This window comes from Paracidovorax konjaci (assembly GCF_900112675.1).
Lineage (GTDB): Bacteria > Pseudomonadota > Gammaproteobacteria > Burkholderiales > Burkholderiaceae_C > Paracidovorax > Paracidovorax konjaci.
In genome coordinates this window covers 63640-84079 of sequence record NZ_FOMQ01000007.1, presented here as the reverse complement: position 1 = coordinate 84079, position 20440 = coordinate 63640, and the positions used below count along the sequence as shown (strand labels likewise).

General features: G+C 67.3%; 18 protein-coding genes. 5 read left to right on the top strand and 13 right to left on the bottom strand.

Annotated features, from left to right (window positions below; genetic code table 11):
* From BM144_RS12430 to ssuD, 9 genes are all read right to left on the bottom strand, one after another.
* A complete protein-coding gene (locus BM144_RS12430; protein WP_092952670.1) occupies positions 1 to 1290 on the bottom strand; it encodes an SfnB family sulfur acquisition oxidoreductase in 1290 nt (429 codons plus the stop codon).
* A 48-nt stretch (positions 1291 to 1338) separates the two neighbouring features.
* The gene (locus BM144_RS12425; protein ID WP_092952668.1) at positions 1339 to 2652 is read right to left on the bottom strand and encodes an ABC transporter substrate-binding protein; all 1314 of its coding nucleotides are present in this window, start codon (positions 2650 to 2652) and stop codon (positions 1339 to 1341) included.
* Between the two features lie 62 nt (positions 2653 to 2714).
* A complete protein-coding gene (locus BM144_RS12420; RefSeq protein WP_092952666.1) occupies positions 2715 to 3806 on the bottom strand; it encodes a branched-chain amino acid ABC transporter permease in 1092 nt (363 codons plus the stop codon).
* Between the two features lie 6 nt (positions 3807 to 3812).
* Positions 3813 to 4706 (bottom strand): branched-chain amino acid ABC transporter permease, encoded by an 894-nt coding sequence (locus tag BM144_RS12415; protein WP_092952999.1) that lies wholly within the window; start codon positions 4704 to 4706, stop codon positions 3813 to 3815.
* Positions 4706 to 5509 (bottom strand): ABC transporter ATP-binding protein, encoded by an 804-nt coding sequence (locus tag BM144_RS12410; protein WP_092952664.1) that lies wholly within the window; start codon positions 5507 to 5509, stop codon positions 4706 to 4708. The genes BM144_RS12415 and BM144_RS12410 overlap by 1 nt, the downstream gene beginning before the upstream one ends.
* Before the next feature lie 34 nt (positions 5510 to 5543).
* Positions 5544 to 6665, bottom strand: a complete 1122-nt coding sequence (sfnG, locus tag BM144_RS12405; protein WP_092952662.1) for a dimethylsulfone monooxygenase SfnG — start codon at positions 6663 to 6665, stop codon at positions 5544 to 5546.
* Between the two features lie 50 nt (positions 6666 to 6715).
* Positions 6716 to 7300, bottom strand: coding sequence for an FMN reductase (gene msuE, locus BM144_RS12400; RefSeq protein WP_092952660.1), 585 nt, complete (start codon positions 7298 to 7300; stop codon positions 6716 to 6718).
* Between the two features lie 312 nt (positions 7301 to 7612).
* Complete coding sequence (locus BM144_RS12395) at positions 7613 to 8797, bottom strand: acyl-CoA dehydrogenase family protein (protein WP_092952658.1); 1185 nt, start codon at positions 8795 to 8797, stop codon at positions 7613 to 7615.
* On the bottom strand, positions 8794 to 9966 hold the full coding sequence (ssuD, locus tag BM144_RS12390) for an FMNH2-dependent alkanesulfonate monooxygenase (RefSeq protein WP_092952656.1): 1173 nt from the start codon (positions 9964 to 9966) through the stop codon (positions 8794 to 8796). The genes BM144_RS12395 and ssuD overlap by 4 nt, the downstream gene beginning before the upstream one ends.
* Before the next feature lie 472 nt (positions 9967 to 10438).
* Here ssuD and BM144_RS12385 point away from each other — a divergent pair, with 472 nt between their 5' ends.
* On the top strand, positions 10439 to 11470 hold the full coding sequence (locus BM144_RS12385) for an acyl-CoA dehydrogenase family protein (RefSeq protein ID WP_434802663.1): 1032 nt from the start codon (positions 10439 to 10441) through the stop codon (positions 11468 to 11470).
* Between the two features lie 5 nt (positions 11471 to 11475).
* Positions 11476 to 12600, top strand: a complete 1125-nt coding sequence (locus BM144_RS12380; protein WP_092952654.1) for a sigma-54 interaction domain-containing protein — start codon at positions 11476 to 11478, stop codon at positions 12598 to 12600.
* Positions 12601 to 12619: 19 nt separating this feature from the next.
* On the opposite strand, the gene BM144_RS12375 is transcribed toward BM144_RS12380, so the two are convergent.
* Genes BM144_RS12375 through BM144_RS12360 form a run of 4 tightly spaced genes read right to left on the bottom strand, consistent with a single transcriptional unit; the run spans position 12620 to position 17216 of the window.
* The gene (locus BM144_RS12375; RefSeq protein WP_092952652.1) at positions 12620 to 13399 is read right to left on the bottom strand and encodes an enoyl-CoA hydratase; all 780 of its coding nucleotides are present in this window, start codon (positions 13397 to 13399) and stop codon (positions 12620 to 12622) included.
* Between the two features lie 59 nt (positions 13400 to 13458).
* Positions 13459 to 15252, bottom strand: a complete 1794-nt coding sequence (locus BM144_RS12370; RefSeq protein ID WP_092952650.1) for a M61 family metallopeptidase — start codon at positions 15250 to 15252, stop codon at positions 13459 to 13461.
* A 14-nt stretch (positions 15253 to 15266) separates the two neighbouring features.
* Entirely contained in the window at positions 15267 to 16004 is a 738-nt protein-coding gene (locus BM144_RS12365) for a DsbC family protein (RefSeq protein ID WP_092952648.1), read from the bottom strand.
* A 60-nt stretch (positions 16005 to 16064) separates the two neighbouring features.
* A complete protein-coding gene (locus BM144_RS12360) occupies positions 16065 to 17216 on the bottom strand; it encodes an FAD-dependent monooxygenase (RefSeq protein ID WP_092952646.1) in 1152 nt (383 codons plus the stop codon).
* Positions 17217 to 17355: 139 nt separating this feature from the next.
* Between BM144_RS12360 and BM144_RS12355 the strand changes: the two genes are divergently transcribed.
* The 3 genes from BM144_RS12355 to rarD all read left to right on the top strand — a co-directional run bounded on the left by BM144_RS12355 (position 17356) and on the right by rarD (position 20434).
* On the top strand, positions 17356 to 18225 hold the full coding sequence (locus BM144_RS12355) for an MOSC domain-containing protein (RefSeq protein WP_092952644.1): 870 nt from the start codon (positions 17356 to 17358) through the stop codon (positions 18223 to 18225).
* Positions 18226 to 18333: 108 nt separating this feature from the next.
* Positions 18334 to 19428 (top strand): redox-regulated ATPase YchF, encoded by a 1095-nt coding sequence (gene ychF / locus BM144_RS12350; protein ID WP_092952642.1) that lies wholly within the window; start codon positions 18334 to 18336, stop codon positions 19426 to 19428.
* A gap of 103 nt (positions 19429 to 19531) precedes the next feature.
* Positions 19532 to 20434: an EamA family transporter RarD gene (rarD, locus tag BM144_RS12345; RefSeq protein WP_092952641.1), complete on the top strand. Its 903-nt coding sequence runs from the start codon at positions 19532 to 19534 to the stop codon at positions 20432 to 20434.
* Positions 20435 to 20440 lie beyond the last annotated feature (6 nt).

Genomic DNA, 20440 nt, shown 5'->3' with positions numbered 1-20440 from the left:
TCAACTCCAGGCGTGGAACGGGGGCTTCACGCCATTCAGGTAGTAGTTGCCCACGATGGCGTACTTCCAGCGCACCGGGTCGTGCAGCGTGTGCGTGCGCGCGTTGCGCCAGTGCCGGTCCAGGTGGTATTGGCCGAGCGTGGAGCGCGTGCCGGCCAGCTCGAACAGCTTGTTGGTGGCCAGAAGCGCCGTCTCGGTGGAGAGCACCTTCACCTCGGCCACGGCGATCTGCGCCTCGGCCACCGTATCGGCATCGGGGGCTGCCAGCGCGCGGTCGATCGCGCGGCCGGCGCGTTCCAGCAAGGCTTCGCTCGCATGCAGGCGGATCTGCAGGTCGCCCACGGCCTGGATGGTGTACGGGTCTTCGGCGGCGGTGTCGCGCTGGCTGTCCACCCAGGGGCGCGTCTTGGTGCGAACGAAGTCCTGCGTGTCGGCAATCGCATCGCGGGCGATGCCCACGTCGACCGCGGCCTGGATGATCTGGAAGATGGCCCCGTCCGCGGACGGCCGGTCATAGCCCTTCCAGGCCGGAACGAGGTGCGTTCTGGGCACCCGCACCTGGTCTATCAGCACCGTGCCGCTCAGCGTGGTGCGCTGGCCGAAGCTGCTCCAGTCGTCGATCACCGTGAGGCCGGGCGCATCGCGCTCCGCGATGGCGTACCAGGCGCGGCCCTGGGCGTCGTTGGCCACGATGGGAACGTAGTGGGCCAGCAGGGCGCCGCTGGAGTAGAACTTCCGCCCGCTCACCACCACGTGGTCGCCGTCGTCGACGAAGCGTGTCTCGAAGTCCGCAGCGCGCCTGGAGCCCGATTCGGAGAAGGCATTGCCGAAGCGCGCGCCTGCAAGGATTTCGCGGAACAGCAGGCCCTGCTGCGCCTCGTCGGAGACCGTGCGGATCGCTGCCACGATGCCCAGGTGGTTCTGGGTGATCTGGCCAATGGACGGGTCTGCCGCGGAGATGATCGCGATCACCTCCGCCAGCGTGGCGTAGGACACCTCGGGTCCGCCATGGGCACGGGGCACGTTGATGGCCCAGAGGCCGCTCTGGGAATAGGCGTCGATTTCCTCCACAGGCCACAGCCGGTCGCGGTCGCGCAGCGCTGCGCCTTCGCGCAGGCGCGCCGCCAGCTGGCGTGCCACGGCGATGGCTTCGGCATCGTTGCGGATCACATGGGCGGGTCGGGAACTGCGCGGCAGCCCGGGCACGGGTTGGCCGGGCAGGTGGGCCGCCTGCAGCGCATGCGGGCGGATCGGTTGTTCGGTGGCGGGGTTCTGGAGCACGGCGGACATGGCGGATTCCTCCTGAAGGGAACGGGGGTACGGGGAGGTGAACAGGGGTCAGTCCTCGATGCGCTTGCGCACCACGAGCTTCCTTTCCTTGGCATAGGCCTCGGAGGATTTCTCGATCAGCGGGCGCAGCAGCTTCCAGTCGGGTGCGATCCAGTCGGACACCACCTTCCACTGCTTCCCGTCCCACTGCTGGAAGGCCACTCGGCCGTCGCCTTCGTGGTTGTCCCAGGTCACGTGGATCGAATGGAACAGGCCCTTGGCGCCGAGCGCTGCGGCACGGGCTTCATCGATCCGCAGGTTCTCGAAGCCCCAGCGCACTTCGTCACCGGTGAGCGTGCGCTTGCCGAACCTGGCCTGCGCGATGCGGACCGCCTCCACGTTGAGGATGCCATTCAGCACGCCGAGGTTGTGATAAACGCTGCCGATGCGCTTCGTATCCTCCAGGTTACCCTTGCCTGCCGCATAGACGGTCTTCTGGATTTCCTGGAGCACGGGGTACTGCGTTCCGGCCGCCACGGTAGTGATGGCCGTGTAGCCCTTGGCCGCATCGCCCGCGGGGATCACGTCTTCTTCGGAGTTGGACCAGACGTTGCCGACGATGCGTTCGGCCGGAAAGCCTGTCTTCTGCGCCGTCTTCAGCGCCACCGGGTTCATCACGCCCCAGCCGCGCAGCACCACATAGTCCGGCTTGGCGCGCCGGATCGCGAGCCATTGCGACTGCTGTTCGTTGCCCGGGTGCGGCACTTCGATCTGCTGCAGCGTGAAGCCGTACTGCTTTGCCAGCAACTCGTAGATCGGGATCGTCTCCTTGCCGTAGGGAGAGCCGTGGTAGAGGACCACGATCTTCTTGCCCTTGAGCTTTTCGGCGCCGCCTTCCTTGCCCGCGATGTAGTTCACGATGCCCGAGGTCTCGCTGTACGGGTTGAGCAGCAGCGGAAAGACGTACTTGAACACGCGGCCGTCCGTGGTGTCGGTACGGCCATGGTTGATGGTGACCAGCGGGACCTTGTCGGCAGTGACGCGGTCCAGCATGGCGTAGGCGATGCCCACGGAAAGCGGGTTCCAGGCGGCGATGCCGGGACGCGTCTTGAAGCGCTCATACACCTCGACGCCACGCTCCACTTCGTATTGCGTCTCGCCCTCTGCCCAGGTCAGCTTGACGCCGCCCACCCCGCCGTCGCGCAGGTTGACCAGATTCAGGTAGTCGATGAAGCCTCCGAAAAAGCCGGTACCACCCGCGGCATACGGGCCTACCCGGTAACTCTGCAGTGGGAAGAACTGCTCATCGGCGTGCGCCGCCAGGCCGGCGAGAGCGACGGTGGCTGCGACGGCGGCGGTGCGCAAGGATCGAAGAAGACGCATGAGAAAGCTCCTGGAAGGACGGAAGTGCGAAAGCGAGGAATGGCTCGGGAATGAAAGGGGAGTCAATGGAAGCGCGCGATGCCGAGGCGCCGTGCCAGCGCTTGCCGCGCGCGGGCCCAGAGCGCGGCCAGCCCTTCGGGCTCGGCGATGAGAAAGCCGATGATCAGAAGGCCCAGCGCAATGCGCTGGCTCATCTCCAGCACCCCGGAATCGAACATGCCCCCGAGCGCCCAGCTGCCCAGACGGGAGAGCAGCAACGGCAGCACCACGATGAGGGCAGCGCCGAAGAACGCGCCGCGGATCGTGCCCAGCCCACCGAGGATCACGATGAACAGGATCTGGAACGAGCGGTCCAGGTTGAAGCCTGCCGGCTCCACGGTGCGCAGGTAGACGAAGGCCCAGAGCACACCGGCCACGCCCACGATGAACGAGGACACCGCAAACGCCAGGAGCTTGGTGCGCAGCACGGGAATCCCGATCACGCGGGCCGCGAGTTCGTTGTCGCGGACCGCCACGAAGTGCTGCCCGGTGCGCGTGGACACCAGCCGCCAGGCGGCAGTGGTGAGCAGTGCCACGACCGTCAGCGCGAACAGGTAGCGCGCGGTGGGCGTGTCGAACACCCAGGGCCCGACGCGCAGTTCGGGCGCATCGATCACCCCGGAGCTGCTGTGGTTCGTGAACCAGCCGAACTTGGTCAACATCCACTGCACGAAGAACTGCGCGGCCAACGTGGAGACCGCCAGATAGAAGCCGCGCAGCCGCAGGCTCGGCAAGCCGAAGAGGAGGCCTACGGCCGTGGCACACAGGCCGCCCAGTGCCATGCTGGCCAGCAGCGGCATGCCGGGAATGCGCAGATGCAGGTTGTAGGTGGCGAAGGCCCCGACGGCCATGAAAGCCGCCGTACCCAGGGAAAGCTGCCCGGCATAGCCCGTGAGCAGATTCAGCCCGACGCCCGCGAGCGAAAGCGCCAGGAAGGGGATCAGGATCGCATCGAGCCAGTAGGGACTGGCGAGCGCGGGTACGAGCCCGTAGCCCACGGCCAGAATGGCCAGGACCGGCAGACCTCGGGGCGCGTATGCCCAGGCGCGCCGCAGGCCGGACGCCGGGGCGATGGCCAGGGGCGGTGACGTATCGGCAGGGAGGATGGCACCCATGGCGATTCACACCCTTTCCACCAGGCGCTGGCCGAACAGGCCGCGCGGGCGCACCAGCAGGAACAGCAGCGCCACGGCATAGGCGAACCATCCTTCGATACCTCCGCCGACGGCGGGCCCCAGGTACACCTCGGCGAGTTTCTCCAGGGCCCCGACGATCAGTCCGCCCACGATGGCGCCTGCCACCGAATCGAAGCCCCCCAGCACCAGCACGGGCAATGCCTTGAGCACCACGAGCGACAGCGAGAACTGCACTCCCAGGCGGGCGCCCCAGAGCAGCCCCGCCACCAGGGCGATCACGCCGGCGGCAGCCCATACGGCGGCCCAGACGCGCGGCAGGCGCAGCCCGATGGCCAGGGCGGCGAAGGTGTCGTCCGCCACGGCGCGGAAAGCCAGGCCCGTCCGCGTGAAGCGGAAGAAGGCCGAGAGCAGGGCCACCACGGCGCCTGCACAGGCAGCGGCCACGAGGTCGAAGCGCGACACGAGCACACCGGCGAAATCGAGCGGCGTGTCTTCGATGCCCAGTTCCAGCGCATGCACCTGGGTTCCCCATGCCAGCTGCGCCACACCCTCTATCACGTAGGAAAGCCCCAGCGTGGCAACGAACAGCGTCATCGGCGAGCGGTTGGCCAGCGGCCGCAACACGGTGCGCTCGATGGCAAGTCCCAGCGCCACCATCAGCGCGAATGTGGCGGCCAGTGCCAGTGCAAAGGGCAGCCCGCGTTCCAGGAGGCTCACGAAGGTCAGCGCTGCCAGCAGCAATTGCGCACCCTGCGCGAAGTTGAGCACTCCGGATGTCTTGTAGATCAGCACGAAGCCGATGGCCACCAGGGCATACATCACGCCCGAGAGCAGGCCGCCCACGAGCACTTCGGTGAAGAATGCGAGGTCCGGATCCATCATGCGTCCCCGCTTTCATCGGTGGCGTGCTCCACGCCGAGGTAGGCGTCGATCACGGTGGGATCCGACTGCACTTCGTTCGGGGTGCCGTCTGCGATCTTGCGGCCGTGGTCCAGCACGGCCACGCGGTCGGAGAGCCCGAGCACCACGCCGATGTCGTGCTCTATGAGGAGGATGGCCGGACCGAAGCGGTCGCTGGCCGCTCGCACGAGCCGCTCCATGTCGCGTTTCTCGGCCTGTGTCATGCCGGCCATGGGCTCGTCCAGCAACAGCAGGCGCGGGGAGGCGGCCAGTGCGCGGGCCAGTTCCACCCGCTTCTGCAGGCCATAGGGCAAAGTGCCGGCGGGCCGGTCGCGCACGGCCTGCAGATCCAGGAAACCCAGCATCGCATCGGCTTGTGCGATGGCTGCGCGGCGGGCTTCGCGGGCGGTCGGCCAGCCAGCCCACTGCGCGACCCATGAGCCCTGCGGTGCCGTGCACCCCAGCGCCACGTTGTCGCGCACCGAAAGGCCCCGGAACAGTGCCAGATTCTGGAAGGTGCGTGCCACGCCGAGCCGTGCCAGGCGGTGGGTGGGCACGTGCGCGAACCCGGAGGCACCCAGCCGGATGTGGCCCCGGCTCGGCCGATAGAGGCCGCAGACCACGTTGACCAACGAACTCTTGCCGGCCCCGTTGGGCCCGATGACGGCGCGGATCTCCCCGGGGGCGATGTCCAGGTCGATATCCGACAGTGCCTTCACGCCACCGAACGCCAGGTCGATGTGGCGCAGTTGCAGCGCGGGGTGTGATGGGATCGGTGCCATGGCAGTGCAGGTGCGGGCCGAGAGGTGGTGCGCTTCAGGCCACGGCTTCCAGGGCGGGCTGCTCGGCCAACGTTGCTTGGCGCGCCTCCAGTTCGCGCACCCGGGGCAGCACCTCGCGGCCGAAGTACTCGACTTCCTCGATGAAGTGCAGGAAACCGGTCAGTACCAGGTCCACACCGATGGCCTTCAGCGCCACGATGCGTTCGGCGATCTGCTGTGGTGTGCCGATGAGGTTGGTGCGGAAGCCGTCGTTGTATTGCACGAGGTCCTCGAAGGTGGACTTCGCCCAGTTGCCTTCACCTTCTGGCGATGCTTTGCCAGCCTGTTTCACGGCATCGCCGAAGGCGTGCACTGCTTCCACGTGCGCATGCCGCAGGATGTCCTGCAGTACGGCCTGGGCCTCTTCCTCGGTATCGCGTGCAATCACGAACGCATTCACGCCAATGCGCACCGTATGGCCGTTGGCCCGCGCCTTGGCCTGGATGTCGTCGATCTGGAGCTTGAGGCCCTCCGGCGTATTGCCATTGGTGAAGTACCAGTCGGAAACGCTGGCCGCGTTGTCGCGCGCGGCGCGGGAGCTGCCGCCCTGGAAGATTTCCGGATGGGGTTTTTGCAGCGGCTTCGGGCTTAGTGTGTAGTCGTTGAAACGATAGAAATCGCCCTTGAAGGTGAAGTTGTCCTGCGTCCAGATGCCTTTGAGCGCGCGGATGAATTCGTTCGAGCGGCGATAGCGTTCGTCGTGCTCCAGCCAGTGCTCGCCGATGGCAGTGAACTCTCCCTTGAACCAGCCGCTCACCACATTGATGCCGATGCGCCCGCCCGAGATGTGGTCGATGGTGGCGATCTGCTTGGCCACCACGGCGGGATGCCAGGGGCCCGGCAGGATCGCGGCCAGCACCTTCAATGTGGTGGTGGCATGCAGCAGAGCCTGGCTGAACGAGACGGACTCGTGCTGGTATTCGGCGCCATAGCCTGCCGTGAAACGGATCTGACTCAGGGCGTACTCGAAGCCGGCCTTCTCGGCGGCGACCGCCAGCCGCTGGTTGTATTCGAGGCTCCAGTCGGTGCGCTGCGCAATGGTGCTCACGACCAGACCGCCACTGACGTTCGGGACCCAGTAGGCGAATTTGACGGGTTCGGTGCGGGGGGTGCTCATGGAAAGGCTCCTCGTGGTTGGGTGGGTGGGGTAGTGCGCTGGTGAAGGCGTCAGGCCACGGCAGCCAGTTCCGGCCGGAGCGCATGCGAATCCGACAGGCCAGCGCGCAGCAGGGGCACGGCACGGTCCACCGCCAGGGCCGCGCGGGCCAGCAGGGCCGGGTCGGTGATGCGGTAGTCTGTGAAGTCCTTGTCGGTGCCGTACACGCCCAGGGGCAGGGTGTGGGCCTGGAAGAAGCTGAAGAGCGGCCGCAGCTGGTGATCGATCACGAGCGCATGGCGTTCGCTTCCACCGGTGGCCGCCAACAGGACGGGCACATCCACCAGCGCCTCGTGGTGCACGAAATCGAAGAAGTGCTTGAAGAGACCCGAGTACGTGGCGCGGTACACCGGGCTTCCAACGACCAGGATGTCGGCCTGCTCGACGGCGGCAAGGTCTGCCTCCACCTCCGGCGGCAACTGGTTGCGGTACAGCGCTCCGGCCAGGCGTGGACCGATGTTGCCCAGTTCGATGGTGCGCACGCGGATTGGCACGGCGTCGCCGATTCTTTCCACGAGGTGCTCGACGAGCGCAAGCGTGCGCGAAGGGCGTTGCAGGCTGCCGGAAACGGCGACGAGATTCAGTGTGCGGGCCATGGGGATTCCAATCGTTCCTGTGGGTGGATCAGCCACCGCGGCGCGGTGTCCTGGCACTGCTCAGCAGCTTGCGTGCCAATCATTTTTCTGATGTAAATCAATGACTTGGCGAATATCTGTCACGCGACTGCTGTGTGCTGCCCAGCACCCTGCTGTGCAACTGCTGCAAGAACAGCAGGGCTTCGGAAACCGCCCATGCTTATGCGCTCCGTGCAGCAGAGCGCATGGCGCCGTGGGGATTCCAAAAGAGGCCGGCCCGTGCGGCGCTGCGGAGGCAGCGCGGCACGGGCCGGCGGCAAGGGAGTGATCGGACTAGGAGTAGAACGACGGAGTGGGCGGTTGGGCATGCAGGGCCCACCGGCCCAATTCGCGGCGTTTGTAGTCGATGGGATCGTGCAGCGTGTGCACGCGCAGGTTGCGCCAGAAGCGGTCCATGCGCAGTGCGGCCGCCGTGGCGCGCGGCCCGGTGACTTCGAAGAGCCGGTGGGCCACATCGAGCGCCGCCCGGCTGGCTGCCACCTTCGCAGCCGCCACGGCAATCGCGACATCGCCGCGTGCCTCGGATGTGAGTGCCGCGCCTTCGGCCCAGGCCGCGTCGAACAGTGCCCTGGCCCGCTCTGCCAGCAGGCCCGCCCCTTCCAGCGCCAGCCAGAAGTCCCCGTAGTGGCCCAGCAGGTAAGGGTCCTCGCCAGCCTGGTCCACGCCCGAGGCGTGCCAGGCGCGAGCATGCTGGAGCGTGAATCCCCGAGCCTCGGCCAGTGCCCCTTCGCCCAGCCCCAGGTACACATGGGCCAGCACCAGTTGGGCCAGCAGTGGGCGCAGCGCTGCGAAAGGCGAGGACAGGGGGCCGGGATCGAGGAGCAGTTCCCGCGCGGGGATACGGACCTGCTCGAAAGCCACGCTTCCGCTGTCGGTCTGCCGTTGGCCCATGTTGTCCCAATCGCCTTCCACCCGGATGCCCTCGCGGCCCGTGGGCACGACGGCAATGAGCAATCTTCCGGAGGCATCGAACGCCGATGCCAGCAACTGGTCGGAGTCGCCGGCACCGGAGCAGAAGCTTTTGCGGCCGTCGAACAGCCAATGCCCCTCCGGTGCCTGTGTTGCCACGGTGCCTTTGTCCAGCGGGTTGAGGGCATTGCCCCAGAACCATCGCTGCGCCACGGTCGCTTCGAGCCATGGCTGCCATTGCGCGGGCTGGCCGAAGAGCTGTGCGGTGGCCAGCAGCAGATGGTGGAAGCCGAAGACGTGTGCCACCGCGCTGTCCACCCGCGCGAAGTCCTGCACCACTCCCAGCACGTCGCTCCATGGCGCGCCAAAGCCACCCAGGGCGCTGGGGATGGAGAGCGTGAGCAAGCCGCTTTCGCGCAGCAGGCGCCGTTCATGGAGCGGTACGCCGCCCGCCTGATCGCGCGCGATGGCGGTGGAGGCCAGGGCCGTCGCCACGGCACTTTGCGCATCGCGCCAATCCCGGCGCGCCTCGGAGGCAAAGTGCTTCATGGCAACACGGTCTCCGTGGTGTCCCGGGTCTTGCCGGGCGTGGAGGGCGGCAGGATGTCGTTGGCGACCATTTCGCCGAAGGGGCCGGTAATGTTCGCCTGCCCTGCGGGGCGCTGCGATGCGAGCGGCAGCAGGGGGAAGAGCAGTTCTGCGGTGCGGTAGGCTTCTTCCAGGTGGGGATAGCCGGAGAAGATGAAGGTGTCGATGCCCAGCGCCGCATATTCGTGCATGCGTGCTGCCACTTCCTGGGGATTGCCCACCAGGGCCGTGCCGGCGCCACCGCGCACCAGGCCCACGCCCGCCCACAGGTTGGGAGACACCTCCAGCCGGTCGCGCTGTCCGCCGTGCAATGCCGACATGCGGCGCTGGCCCACGGAGTCGAAGCGCGCGAAGGCTTTTTGCGCAGCGGCGATGGTGTCGTCGGTCACCTGGGAGATCAGTGTGTCCGCTGCCTGCCACGCCGCCTCGCTGGTTTCCCGCACGATCACGTGCAGCCGGATGCCGAAACGCAGCGTGCGGCCATGCCGGGCTGCTGCGGCCCGGGCGCGCGCGATCTTCTCCGCCACGGCGGCCGGGGGCTCACCCCAGGTGAGGTACACGTCCACTTGTTCGCCCGCCAGCGCTACTGCCTCATCGGACGATCCACCGAACCACAAGGGCGGATGGGGTGTTTGAACGGGCGGGTAGATGGCCTTGGCGTTCTCCACGCGCAGATGGCGTCCTTCGAAATTCACGGTCTCGCCGGCTGCCACGCGCCGCCAGATGCGCAGGAATTCGTCGGTCAGCGCGTAGCGCTCTGCGTGGTCGAGAAAGCTGCCGTCTCCGCGCTGCTCGTCGGGATCGCCGCCGGTCACCACGTTGAGCAGCAGCCGCCCCTGGGAGAAACGGTCGAGCGTGGCCGCCTGCCGTGCCGCCACGGTGGGCGAGATGATGCCCGGGCGGATGGCCACCAGGAATTTGAGCCGCTCGGTCAGCGGAGCGAGCGACGCTGCCACGACCCAGGCGTCTTCACAGGAGCGGCCGGTGGGGATGAGCACGCCTTCATAGCCCAACTCGTCCGCGGCCTGGGCGATCTGCCTGAGATAGTGGTGGCTCACGGTACGGGCACCGTGCGCAGTGCCCAGATACCGGCTGTCGCCGTGGGTGGGAAGAAACCAGAAGACTTGCATGGGATGGGAAAGGGTTCGTGGGGTGTGTGCCGCCATGGCGCACTTCGGAGGGCGGCGGTGCCGGGTCCTTCGCAGGGACCGTGCCATCGGCTTCACAGAGGGAAAGGCCGGGGCTGCTGCTGCGACGGCAGCAATCGGGCCGGTCGGGTGCTGCGCCGGTGCCTGCCAGGCCGCACTTGCTGCCGTGGCCGCAAACCATTTATCGATCTTCGGAATCCGCGCTTGGGGCCGGTAGGGCCGCGCACCAGAATTGCTGGGCATGCAGCAGTGCCGTCGAGAAGAGGCATTGCGCCAGGCCGCTGGTTCGACGCCTTTCCGAGGAACTTGATTGTGAGCACTGTGCTGATTTCCCCGCATGACTGCGCGCCGGACGGTGTGGCATCTGCACCATCCGAAGTACCCGGGGAGACCGAACCGCGCAGCATCGCGCTGCGGCTCGCAGCGCAGTTCGCGCTCACGGCGGCAGAGCGCGATGAGCATCCCGCGCTCCCATGGCGGGGGCGGCTCCGACTGGCGGGATACCCTGGAGGTCGTGCGCATCCTCGCCAGGGCCGATTCGTCGCTGGCCCATGTGTTCGGCTTCCACCACCTCATGCTGGCCACGGCACGGCTGTTTTCACAGCCAGGTCAATGGCAGCCCTGGTTTTCGCAAACGGCGCGGCTGCGCTGGTTCTGGGGCAATGCGCTCAACCCTCTCGATGACCGCACCGTGTGCATCCGCCACGGAGGCTGGAGCGAGTTTTCGGGCCAGAAGAGCTTCTGCTCCGGCGCGCTCGATTCCGAAATGCTGATCGCTTCGGCTCGCGACGAAGGGCCGGGAACCCTCGTGGTGGCGGCGGTGCCCACCGGTCGCACCGGCATCGCGGTGGCACCCGACTGGAACAACATCGGCCAGCGCCAGACGGACAGCGGCAGCGTGACCTTCGAGCGTGTGCGGGTCGAGCACCATGAGATCCTGGCGGACCCCGGCCCGCTGGCGACGCCCTTTGCCTGCCTGCGCCCGTTGCTGGCGCAACTGGTGCTCACCAGCATCTATCTGGGGATCGCCGAGGGCGCATTCCATGACGCGCGGCACTACACGCTCCACGAAGCCCGCCCGTGGCGCACGTCCGGCGTGGCGCTGGCTGCCGAAGATCCCTACGTACTGGGCCACTACGGCGACTTCTGGGTCGGGCTGGAGAGTGCACGCGTACTGCTGGACCGTGCGGCCGGCCATTTCGATGCAGCGTGGGCGCGGGATGCGGCCTTGACCGCCGCAGAGCGCGGCGATGCAGCGGTGGCCGTGGCGACCGCCAAGGTGGCTGCCACGCGCGTCGGCCTGGATCTCTGTACGCGCATGTTCGATGTCGCGGGCGCGCGCGCCACGCATGGCGGCCTGCGCCTGGATCGCCACTGGCGCAATCTGCGCACCCATTCCCTGCACGATCCCGTGGCCTACAAGCTGCGTGAACTGGGAGAGTGGGCCTTGTTGCAACGCCACCCCGAACCCAGCTTCTACTCCTGAACGCCATGTCCGCCCTGCACTTCCATTCTGCGAACCCCGAAGACGGCGATGCGCCGGCTCCGCGCTGGAGCACGGCGCCGTTGCTCACCTTGCCTGGCGCCCGCGCCATGCCCACATCGATCCGCGCCACCGCGCAGGTGTTCGAAGACCCGCGTTCGGTGGCGCTGCTGGAGCGCATCCGCCTCGTGGCGCCCAGCGAGGCGAATGTGCTCATCGTTGGCGAGACGGGCACCGGCAAGGAGCTCATCGCCCGCCATGTGCATGAGTTGAGTGCGCGGCGCGACCGGCCCTTCGTGGCGGTCAACTGCGGCGCATTCTCGGAAACGCTGGTGGAGAGCGAACTGTTCGGCCACGAGAAGGGCGCGTTCACGGGCGCTTTCACGTCGAAGGCGGGGTGGTTCGAGGCGGCCAACGGCGGAACGCTCTTCCTCGACGAGGTGGGCGATCTGCCGCTCTCGATCCAGGTGAAGCTGCTGCGGGTGCTGCAGGAGCGCGAGGTCGTGCGCCTGGGCGCACGCAAAAGCCTTCCGGTGGACGTGCGCGTGGTGGCTGCCACCAATGTGCGGCTGCAGGACGCCGTGGCTGCAGGCAACTTCCGCGAAGACCTTTTCTACCGGCTGCATGTGGTGCATCTGGCGTTGCCGACACTGCGCGAGCGGCCCGGCGACGTGTTGCCGCTGGCGCGCCACTTCATCGATGAGTACCGCCACCGGCTGGGCTATGGCGCCGTCCGGCTGGATGCGGGTGCCGAGCGCAAGCTGCTGAACCACAACTGGCCCGGCAACATCCGCGAGCTGGAAAACGTGATCCACCACGGCTTGCTGATCTGCCGGCACGGCGTGCTCACCGCGGAGGACCTGCAGCTTTCCTCGCTGGGCCTGCAGCGCCGGGCGATCGCCGATGCACCGCCGGCGGAGGCGACGGCGCAGCAGGCCCTCGAATCTGCGCTCGCCAGCCTGTTCCAGGAGCAGGGCGACCAGCTCTACGAGCGCATCGAGGAAACCGTGGTGCGCACGGCCTTCGAGTTCTGCCACCGCAACCAGGTGCAGGCGGCGCGCTTGCTGGGCATCAGCCGCAACATACTGCGCGCGCGGCTCATCAAGAACGGAGACATCGCGGCGCTGCGGTAGCGCCGCAACGGCCGTGGCCTCAGCGGTGGGTGAATTCCGGTTTGCGCTTTTCCAGGAAGGCGGCCATGCCTTCCTTCTGGTCCTGCGTGGCGAAAAGCGCGTGGAACAGGCGCCTTTCATACATGAGTCCGTCGGACAGCGTTCCTTCGAAGGCCCGGTTGACCGTTTCCTTGGCGGCCATGACGGCGACCTGGGAGAAGTCGGCAATCACGAGGGCCGCGCCCAGCGCCTCGTCCATCAGCTTGTCGTACGGGACCACCCGGCTCACGAGGCCTGCGCGCTCGGCCTCCTGCGCGTCCATCATGCGGCCGGTGAGTGCCATGTCCATGGCCTTCGATTTGCCCACTGCGCGGGGCAACCGCTGCGTTCCGCCCGCGCCAGGAATGACGCCGAGCTTGATCTCGGGTTGTCCGAACTTCGCGTTGTCCGCGGCGATGATGAAGTCGCACATCATGGCGAGTTCACAGCCGCCGCCCAGCGCGAAGCCGCTCACGGCGGCGATGACGGGCTTGCGCACGGATCGGATGCGCTCCCAGTTGCGCGTGATGTAGTCGCCCTTGTAGGCATCGGCGAAACCGTATTTCGCCATCGCCCCGATGTCGGCACCGGCCGCGAAGGCCTTTTCGCTGCCGGTGAGGATCACGCAACCGATGCGCTCGTCGGCGTCGAAGGCCGCCAGCGCGGCGCCGAGCTCATCCATGAGCTGGTCGTTGAGTGCGTTGAGCTGCTTGGGGCGGTTCAACGTGATGATGCCGACTTTGTCCGCCTCGGTGCGGACCTCGATGACTTCGTAGGCCAAGGGGTATCTCCTGTGTGTCGTTGTGGTGCGAACGACTATACCCAAGGGTGTGCCGGCGGTCAGTCGCCCGCTGGCGCGACCGCGGGGCTGCCGTCCAGCCAGCGCCGCGCCAGTGCTGCGTCGGTGATCGCCAGCACCACGGTGTCGTTCGGTGCATGACCGTCCCGCGCAAGGGCCAGTGGCAGCCTGAGCACGCGGCGGTCGCGTGCCACCAGCGCCACCACCTGCTTTTCGTGGCCTGCATACAGGGCGACATCGTCGAGCCGCTGCACACGCCAGGTTGCACCGCCGGTCTCGACGGCCAGCCATTCGTCTCCGGCGGCAAATCCCGCTTCCTCTGCGAGACCGCCGCGCAGCACGACCTTCACCTGCAACCCCTGGCCCTCGGACACACGCAGGCCCAGGCGCTGGGCCGGCTGGGCGGGCTCCGCTTTCAGCGTGACGCCCTGGGCAGCCAGCAGTTCCGCCAGCGGTAGATCGGCCGTGCCGTGGGCCCACGCTGCAATTTCCGCCGAGAACGATCTGCCGGACAGGGTTTCGAGGACGGCCAGCAGATCTTCTTCGGCCATCGGGCCGGCATCGCAGCGCTCCCAGAGCGCGCGCATCACGTCATCGAGCGTGGTTCGGCCTTCTCGGCGCAAGGCCAGGTCCAGGCACAGTCCGACCAGTGATCCCTTGGTGTAGTAGCTCACCGTGGTGTTCGGGGTGTTTTCGTCCTGGCGGTAGTACTTCACCCAGGCATCGAAGCTCGCATCGGCCACGCTCTGCACATGGCGGCCCGGCGTCTGCAGCACCTGGTTGATGGTCTTGGTGAGCAGCCGCAGGTAGGCCGCGTCCTCGATCAGTCCTGCGCGGCGCAACAGCAGATCGTCGTAATAGCTGGTGAAGCCTTCAAAGAACCACAGCAGCCGTGTGTAGTTCTCCTGGGCATAGTCGTACCGCGCCAATTCTGCTGGCCGCAGGCGCTTGACGTTCCAGGTATGGAAATGCTCATGGCTGATGAGACCGAGCAGCGTGGTGTAGCCCTCCGGGGCCTTGCTCTCACCCACGCGGGGCAGATCGCGGCGGCCGCAGATCAGCGCGGTGGAGTTGCGGTGCTCCAGGCCGCCGTAGCCGTCATCCACCGCATTGAGCATGAACAGATAGTGCGAATACGGAGGCTTGCCTGCTCCGTGCCAGAAGCGGATACCCGCCTCGCAGATACGCCGCGCATCGGCCACGAGCCGGCTGCCGTCGAAAGAGGGGGCCGCTCCCGCCACCACGATGCGGTGGGGAACATCGCAGGCGGTGAACTGGGCACTCCAGAAAGGCCCCATCTCCACCGGGCAATCCACCAGCTCGTCATAGGAAGCCGCCCGGTAGGTGCCGAAGCCCGCGCGCGTGGTCTTCTCTGCCGCGAGCCCGGTAGCGACGGACCAGTGCGACACCGCGGAAGACGCCACGATCTCCAGGTCATGGCGAGCCTCTTCCTGCCCGTGCACACGCAGGCAGACGCTGGTTCCGTTGAAGAAACCCCGCGACGCGTCCAGCCAGGCCGTGCGCACGGAATTGTCGTAGGCGCTGACTTCGTAGCTGAGCACCAATGGAACATCCTCGCGGCACTCGGCCTGCCAGAGGCACTTGCTGTGCTGCGCAAGCGGCACTTCCTGGTTGCCCTGGCGGGCACGCAGGTTGTGCAGATTCTTGGAGAACTCCCGCACCAGATAGCTTCCGGGAATCCAGACAGGCAGGGACACTTGCTGCCGCGCCGCAGGCCGTTCCACCGTGAGCGTGACGTGGTAGAGATGCGCATGCAGCTGCGCGGGATCCACGCGGTAGTGCACGGCGGGAGCGTGATTGCGGAGGATGGGCATGCGGTGGCGGGGGATCAGTTGGCTACGGGCGCGGCAGGCGCAGGGCCGGCATCGGCCATGCGCTTTTCCACCTCGCGCGCGTCGATGGCGCCCGGTACCCGCGATCCGTCGGTGAAGATGATGGTGGGGGTGCCGGTGATCTTGTGCTTTTTCCCGAAGGCCAGATTGCGCTGCAGCGCTGCCGTATCGCAGCTCGCGGATGGGGCGATCTTGTCGCGCACCATCTGGTCCTGCCAGGCGGTCACGCGGTCCTTGGCGCACCAGATGTTGCGCGACTTCTCAGCCGAGTCCGGGCTCAGGATGGGATAGAGGAACAGGTACACCGTGACGTTGTCCACGTTCTGCAGGTCTTTCTCGAAGCGCTTGCAGTACCCGCAGTTCGGGTCTTCGAAGACCGCGATCTTCCGCTGGCCGTTGCCCCGCACGATGGTGAAGGCGTCCTGGAAAGGCAGCGAATCGAAATTCACGGCCGTGAGCTTGGTGATGCGGTCTTCCGTGAGATTGCGGCGGGCCTTGGTGTCGATCAGTTCGCCCTGGATGAGGTAGTTGCCCTTGGCATCCGTGTAGAACAGGTCGGTGCCGATGCGCACTTCGTAGAGGCCCGGCATGGGTGTCGCCCGCACTTCATCGATGTTCTGCAATTGCGGGATGCGGCTGGACAGTGCCTTGCGGATGGCGGACTCCTGCGCCTGTGCGCCGAAGGCGATGGACAGCGCGGCAGCGCCTGCGATCAGTGCGGGAAGCAGTTTCATGGTGTTCTCTCTTGATTCTCGAATGGGAGGGAATGCGGGGGGCGCCCGGTGCAGGGTGCATCAGCCCAGGCCCATGGCCTGGCGCGTCACCCAGTCTTTCAGGGGACCGCTGTGCTCGAAGCCTCGCATGCCCCAATTGCGCAGCCAGGGCAGGGGCCCTTCATGGCGTGTGAACAGCTGCTGCAGGCTGTCCATGGCCAAGCCCATGGGCGCCAGCGCCGTCTTGCGCTCGCGTTCGTAGCGGCGCAGCAGCCGGAGGTCCGCCACGCCGCGCCAGTAGTCGCGCTCCCGCAGCACCCGTGCCAGCGCCAGGGCGTCGGAGAGGCCGAGGTTGAGGCCTTGGCCCGCAAGGGGATGGACCGAATGCGCTGCATCGCCCGCGAGTGCCCAACTGCGGGCCGGTGTCTTGCCGCCGGCCGCCGCGCCGGAGGCAGGCATGGGCCCGCACCAGCGGTCGGCGCGTGCCTGCTGCAGCGGCCACGCGGCGCGCGATGCGCTCAATGTGACGTTGCCCAGCGTGTCCTCGCTCGCGGTGCGGATGCGTTGTTCGAATTCGGCGGGTTCCATGGCAAGGAGGCGTTGTGCCTCGTCCTGCTGGACCGACCAGACGACAGCCACGGAGTTTCCGGCCTGGCCATCAAGCGGCAGGAACGCGAGGATCCCGTCCGGCAGGAACCACTGCCGCGCCACCTGCCCGTGCGGACGTTCGCAGCGCAGCCGGGTGGCGACTGCGTGCTGACCATAGGGCGTCTCGGCATAGCGCACGCCGAATTCTTCGCGCGTCCGGCTCGCCCGGCCTTCGCAGACCACGGTCAGTGCGGCCGTCACCGGGGCATCCACTATCTCCACCTGCGGCTGGAAACGGACCGCATCGGCCAGCCTCGCTTCCAGCGCGGGCACATCCACGATCCATGCGAGCGCTTCCGTGCCCGGATGGCGCTGGGCGTCGAAGGTGATTTCACCACCCATGTCGCCACGCACGTCCATTCGCTGGACAGCGGTGGCGTGTTCCGCATCCGGCCAGCTGCGCACCGAGTCCAGCAGGGCGCGCGATGCGGCGTTGAGAGCGTAGGCCCGCACGTCTTCGCTCTGCGCGGCAGGAACGGGCCCGGGAACCAATGCCACGCGCAGGCGCTCGCGTGCAAGGAGAAGGGACAGCGCGCGGCCCACCACGCCAGCGCCGCGAATACAGACATCAAAGGTTTGCGCCATGCCGGGCATTGTAGGAGCCGGCCTGCACCCTGCCGGTCGGCGGGCACAATCCGCGCATGGCCGGGCGGGCGCTTCCGAGGGCGCCGCCCCCATACCCGCCCCCGTTCCCCTCCACGCATTGCACTGTCCGGAGCCCCGAGTGACTTTTCGCACCGACCGAGACCTGGCCGGCACCGTCTCCCGCCTTTTCATCCACCCTGTCAAATCCTGTGCGGGCATCGCGGTGCCCGAGGCACTGCTCACGCCCACGGGCCTGGAGTGGGACCGCACGTGGATGGTCGTCGATGCGCGCGGGGATTTCCTGACCCAGCGCACGGCGCCCCGGATGGCTTTGGTACGGCCCGGGTTGCAGGGGCCCGATCTGGTGCTGCGTGCGCCGGACATGCCGGCCTTGCAGCTGGCGCTGCACGGCACGGGCCCGGTCATGGACGTGCGCGTATGGGACGACGCGGTGCCGGCATGGGACGTGGGCGACCAGGCCGCGCAATGGTTTACGGGTTTCCTCGGCCAGCCATGCCGCCTGGTGCGCTTCGACCCGGCGCACCGGCGGCTTTCCAGCCTGCGCCGCACGGGGGGCATCGAAGCGCCCAACCAGTTCGCCGATGCGTATCCGGTGCTGCTGACCAGCGAAGCTTCATTGCGGGAACTCAACGAACGGTTGAGCACCGCGGGCGCGTCTCCGGTGGGGATGGATCGGTTCCGCGCGAACATCGTCATCGACGGCGTGGAATCGCACGACGAAGACCGGATCGACAGCTTGTTCATCGACACCGGCGGTGAGGGGGCCTGCCTGAAGCCGGTCAAACCCTGCACGCGCTGCCCCATCCCCGACATCGACCCGCTGACCGCCCTGAGCAGCCCGGAGGTGAGCACCACGCTGCGCGCCTACCGCCAGGATGCCCGCGTGAACGGGGCCATCACCTTCGGCATGAATTCCATCGTCCTCGAAGGCGCGGGCCGCCTGGTGCGGGTCGGCCAGCGGGTTTCGGCGGACTGGCAGTTCGACTGACGGGGCGGCTGGGCGTGTCGGCGTTGCGCCTCCCCGCGCTGCCGGGGCGCCGCCCAGGTGCATGCCCGTAAAATCGCCGGTTTTCCCCCGAACCCTGAAAGCCTCGCCATGAGCCTGAAATGCGGCATCGTGGGCCTGCCCAATGTGGGCAAGTCCACCCTCTTCAACGCCCTGACCAAGGCCGGCATCGCGGCCGAGAACTATCCCTTCTGCACCATCGAGCCCAACACCGGCGTGGTGGAAGTGCCCGACCCCCGCCTGCAGAAGCTGGCCGACATCATCCAGCCCGAGCGCATCGTTCCCGCCATCGTCGAGTTCGTGGACATCGCCGGCCTCGTGGCGGGCGCCAGCAAGGGCGAAGGGCTGGGCAACCAGTTCCTCGCCCATATCCGCGAAACCGATGCCATCGTCAATGTGGTGCGCTGCTTCGAAGACCCGAACGTGATCCACGTGGCTGGCCGCGTGGACCCGATCGCCGACATCGAAGTCATCCAGACCGAGCTGTGCCTGGCCGACCTGGCCACGGTGGAGAAGGCCCTCAACCGCTACAGCAAGGCCGCCAAGTCCGGCAACGACAAGGAAGCCGCCAAGATCGTCGCGCTGCTCACGCCGATCCAGTCCGCGCTCGACGAGGGCAAGCCGGCCCGCACGGTGTCGGTGAGCAAGGAAGATGCGCCGCTGCTCAAGCAGTTCTGCCTGATCACGGCCAAGCCGGCAATGTTCGTAGGCAACGTCGCCGAAGACGGCTTCGAGAACAATCCGCTGCTCGACCGGCTGAAGGAGTACGCCGCCGCGCAGAACGCGCCGGTGGTGGCCATCTGCGCCAAGATCGAATCCGAAATGAGCGAGATGAGCGACGAGGACCGCGACATGTTCCTCGCCGAGATGGGCCAGGACGAACCCGGCCTGAACCGCCTGATCCGCGCCGGCTTCAAGCTGCTGGGCCTGCAGACCTACTTCACCGCTGGCGTGAAGGAAGTGCGTGCCTGGACCATCCACGTCGGCGACACAGCCCCCCAGGCGGCCGGCGTGATCCACGGCGATTTCGAGCGCGGCTTCATCCGCGCGCAGACCATCGCTTTCGATGATTTCATCCAGCACAAGGGTGAACAGGGCGCGAAGGACTCCGGCAAGATGCGCGCCGAAGGCAAGGAATACGTCGTCAAGGATGGCGACGTGATGAACTTCCTCTTCAACGTCTGAGCCGGGGGCGGCTCCGGGTCGAACGCGGCGGCCGTGCCCCCGGCGCCCCGCCACGGCCGTGCCCGTAGGCGCCCTCCACCTTCCCCGCCATCCGGAATCCTCCATGCAAACCGGCATCCTCTACGCCACGCTCGCCTACGTGGCATGGGGCGTGTTTCCCGTGTATTTCCATCGGGTGGCTTCGGTGCCTGCGCTGGAGGTGGTCATGCACCGCACGCTCTGGTCGATGGTGTTGCTCATCGTGGTGCTGGTGGCGCGGCGGCAGCTGGGCTGGGTGGCCGGGCTGCGCAGGCAGCCGCGCGTGGTGGCGGCCTTCCTGCTTTCTGCGTTGTTGCTGTCCGCCAACTGGCTGATCTATGTGTGGGCCGTGCAGCACCAGCATGTGGTGGACGCGAGCCTCGGCTATTTCATCCTGCCCCTGGTGAATGTCGCCATGGGCTATGTGTTCCTGCAGGAGCGTCCCCGGCCCGGCCAGTGGCTCGCGCTGGCGGTGGCCGCGGCCGGGGTGGTGTGGCTCACGGTGCAGGCCGGCCGCCTGCCCTGGATCGCCCTGGTGCTGGCCGTCACCTTCGGCTTCTACGGGCTGCTGCGCAAGACGGCGATATTGGGCGCGATAGAAGGGCTGGCCCTGGAGACCGCACTGCTGGCGCCGCTGGCCGTGGGCTGCCTGGCGTGGTTGACCTGGGCGGGACAGGCGGCCTGGCCGCATGCGGACGCGGCCACCGTGGGCTGGCTCATCGCGGCCGGGCCGATCACCGCTGTCCCGCTGCTGTTGTTCGCGGCTGGCGCACGGCGCATTCCACTTGCCACGATGGGGGTGCTGCAGTACATCTCGCCCAGCCTGCAGTTCGGGTTGGGCGTGTGGCTGTTCGGAGAGGTGGTCCAGCCCGCTCGGCTGGCCGGTTTCGCGCTGATCTGGGGAGCGCTGGTGCTCTATACGCTGGAAGGCACGTGGAGGCTCCGGCGCGGAGCGTCTGCCGCCGGGAAAGATCGCGAAGCCCTTTGAGCCGTG

What these genes read in the sequence shown, in the direction of transcription:
- BM144_RS12430 (WP_092952670.1), bottom strand. Translation starts at nt 1,290, where the DNA reads ATGTCCGCCGTGCTCCAGAACCCCGCCACCGAACAACCGATCCGCCCG.
- BM144_RS12425 (WP_092952668.1), bottom strand. Translation starts at nt 2,652, where the DNA reads ATGCGTCTTCTTCGATCCTTGCGCACCGCCGCCGTCGCAGCCACCGTC.
- BM144_RS12420 (WP_092952666.1), bottom strand. Translation starts at nt 3,806, where the DNA reads ATGGGTGCCATCCTCCCTGCCGATACGTCACCGCCCCTGGCCATCGCC.
- BM144_RS12415 (WP_092952999.1), bottom strand. Translation starts at nt 4,706, where the DNA reads ATGGATCCGGACCTCGCATTCTTCACCGAAGTGCTCGTGGGCGGCCTG.
- BM144_RS12410 (WP_092952664.1), bottom strand. Translation starts at nt 5,509, where the DNA reads ATGGCACCGATCCCATCACACCCCGCGCTGCAACTGCGCCACATCGAC.
- sfnG (WP_092952662.1), bottom strand. Translation starts at nt 6,665, where the DNA reads ATGAGCACCCCCCGCACCGAACCCGTCAAATTCGCCTACTGGGTCCCG.
- msuE (WP_092952660.1), bottom strand. Translation starts at nt 7,300, where the DNA reads ATGGCCCGCACACTGAATCTCGTCGCCGTTTCCGGCAGCCTGCAACGC.
- BM144_RS12395 (WP_092952658.1), bottom strand. Translation starts at nt 8,797, where the DNA reads ATGAAGCACTTTGCCTCCGAGGCGCGCCGGGATTGGCGCGATGCGCAA.
- ssuD (WP_092952656.1), bottom strand. Translation starts at nt 9,966, where the DNA reads ATGCAAGTCTTCTGGTTTCTTCCCACCCACGGCGACAGCCGGTATCTG.
- BM144_RS12385 (WP_434802663.1), top strand. Translation starts at nt 10,439, where the DNA reads ATGAGCATCCCGCGCTCCCATGGCGGGGGCGGCTCCGACTGGCGGGAT.
- BM144_RS12380 (WP_092952654.1), top strand. Translation starts at nt 11,476, where the DNA reads ATGTCCGCCCTGCACTTCCATTCTGCGAACCCCGAAGACGGCGATGCG.
- BM144_RS12370 (WP_092952650.1), bottom strand. Translation starts at nt 15,252, where the DNA reads ATGCCCATCCTCCGCAATCACGCTCCCGCCGTGCACTACCGCGTGGAT.
- BM144_RS12365 (WP_092952648.1), bottom strand. Translation starts at nt 16,004, where the DNA reads ATGAAACTGCTTCCCGCACTGATCGCAGGCGCTGCCGCGCTGTCCATC.
- BM144_RS12360 (WP_092952646.1), bottom strand. Translation starts at nt 17,216, where the DNA reads ATGGCGCAAACCTTTGATGTCTGTATTCGCGGCGCTGGCGTGGTGGGC.
- ychF (WP_092952642.1), top strand. Translation starts at nt 18,334, where the DNA reads ATGAGCCTGAAATGCGGCATCGTGGGCCTGCCCAATGTGGGCAAGTCC.
- rarD (WP_092952641.1), top strand. Translation starts at nt 19,532, where the DNA reads ATGCAAACCGGCATCCTCTACGCCACGCTCGCCTACGTGGCATGGGGC.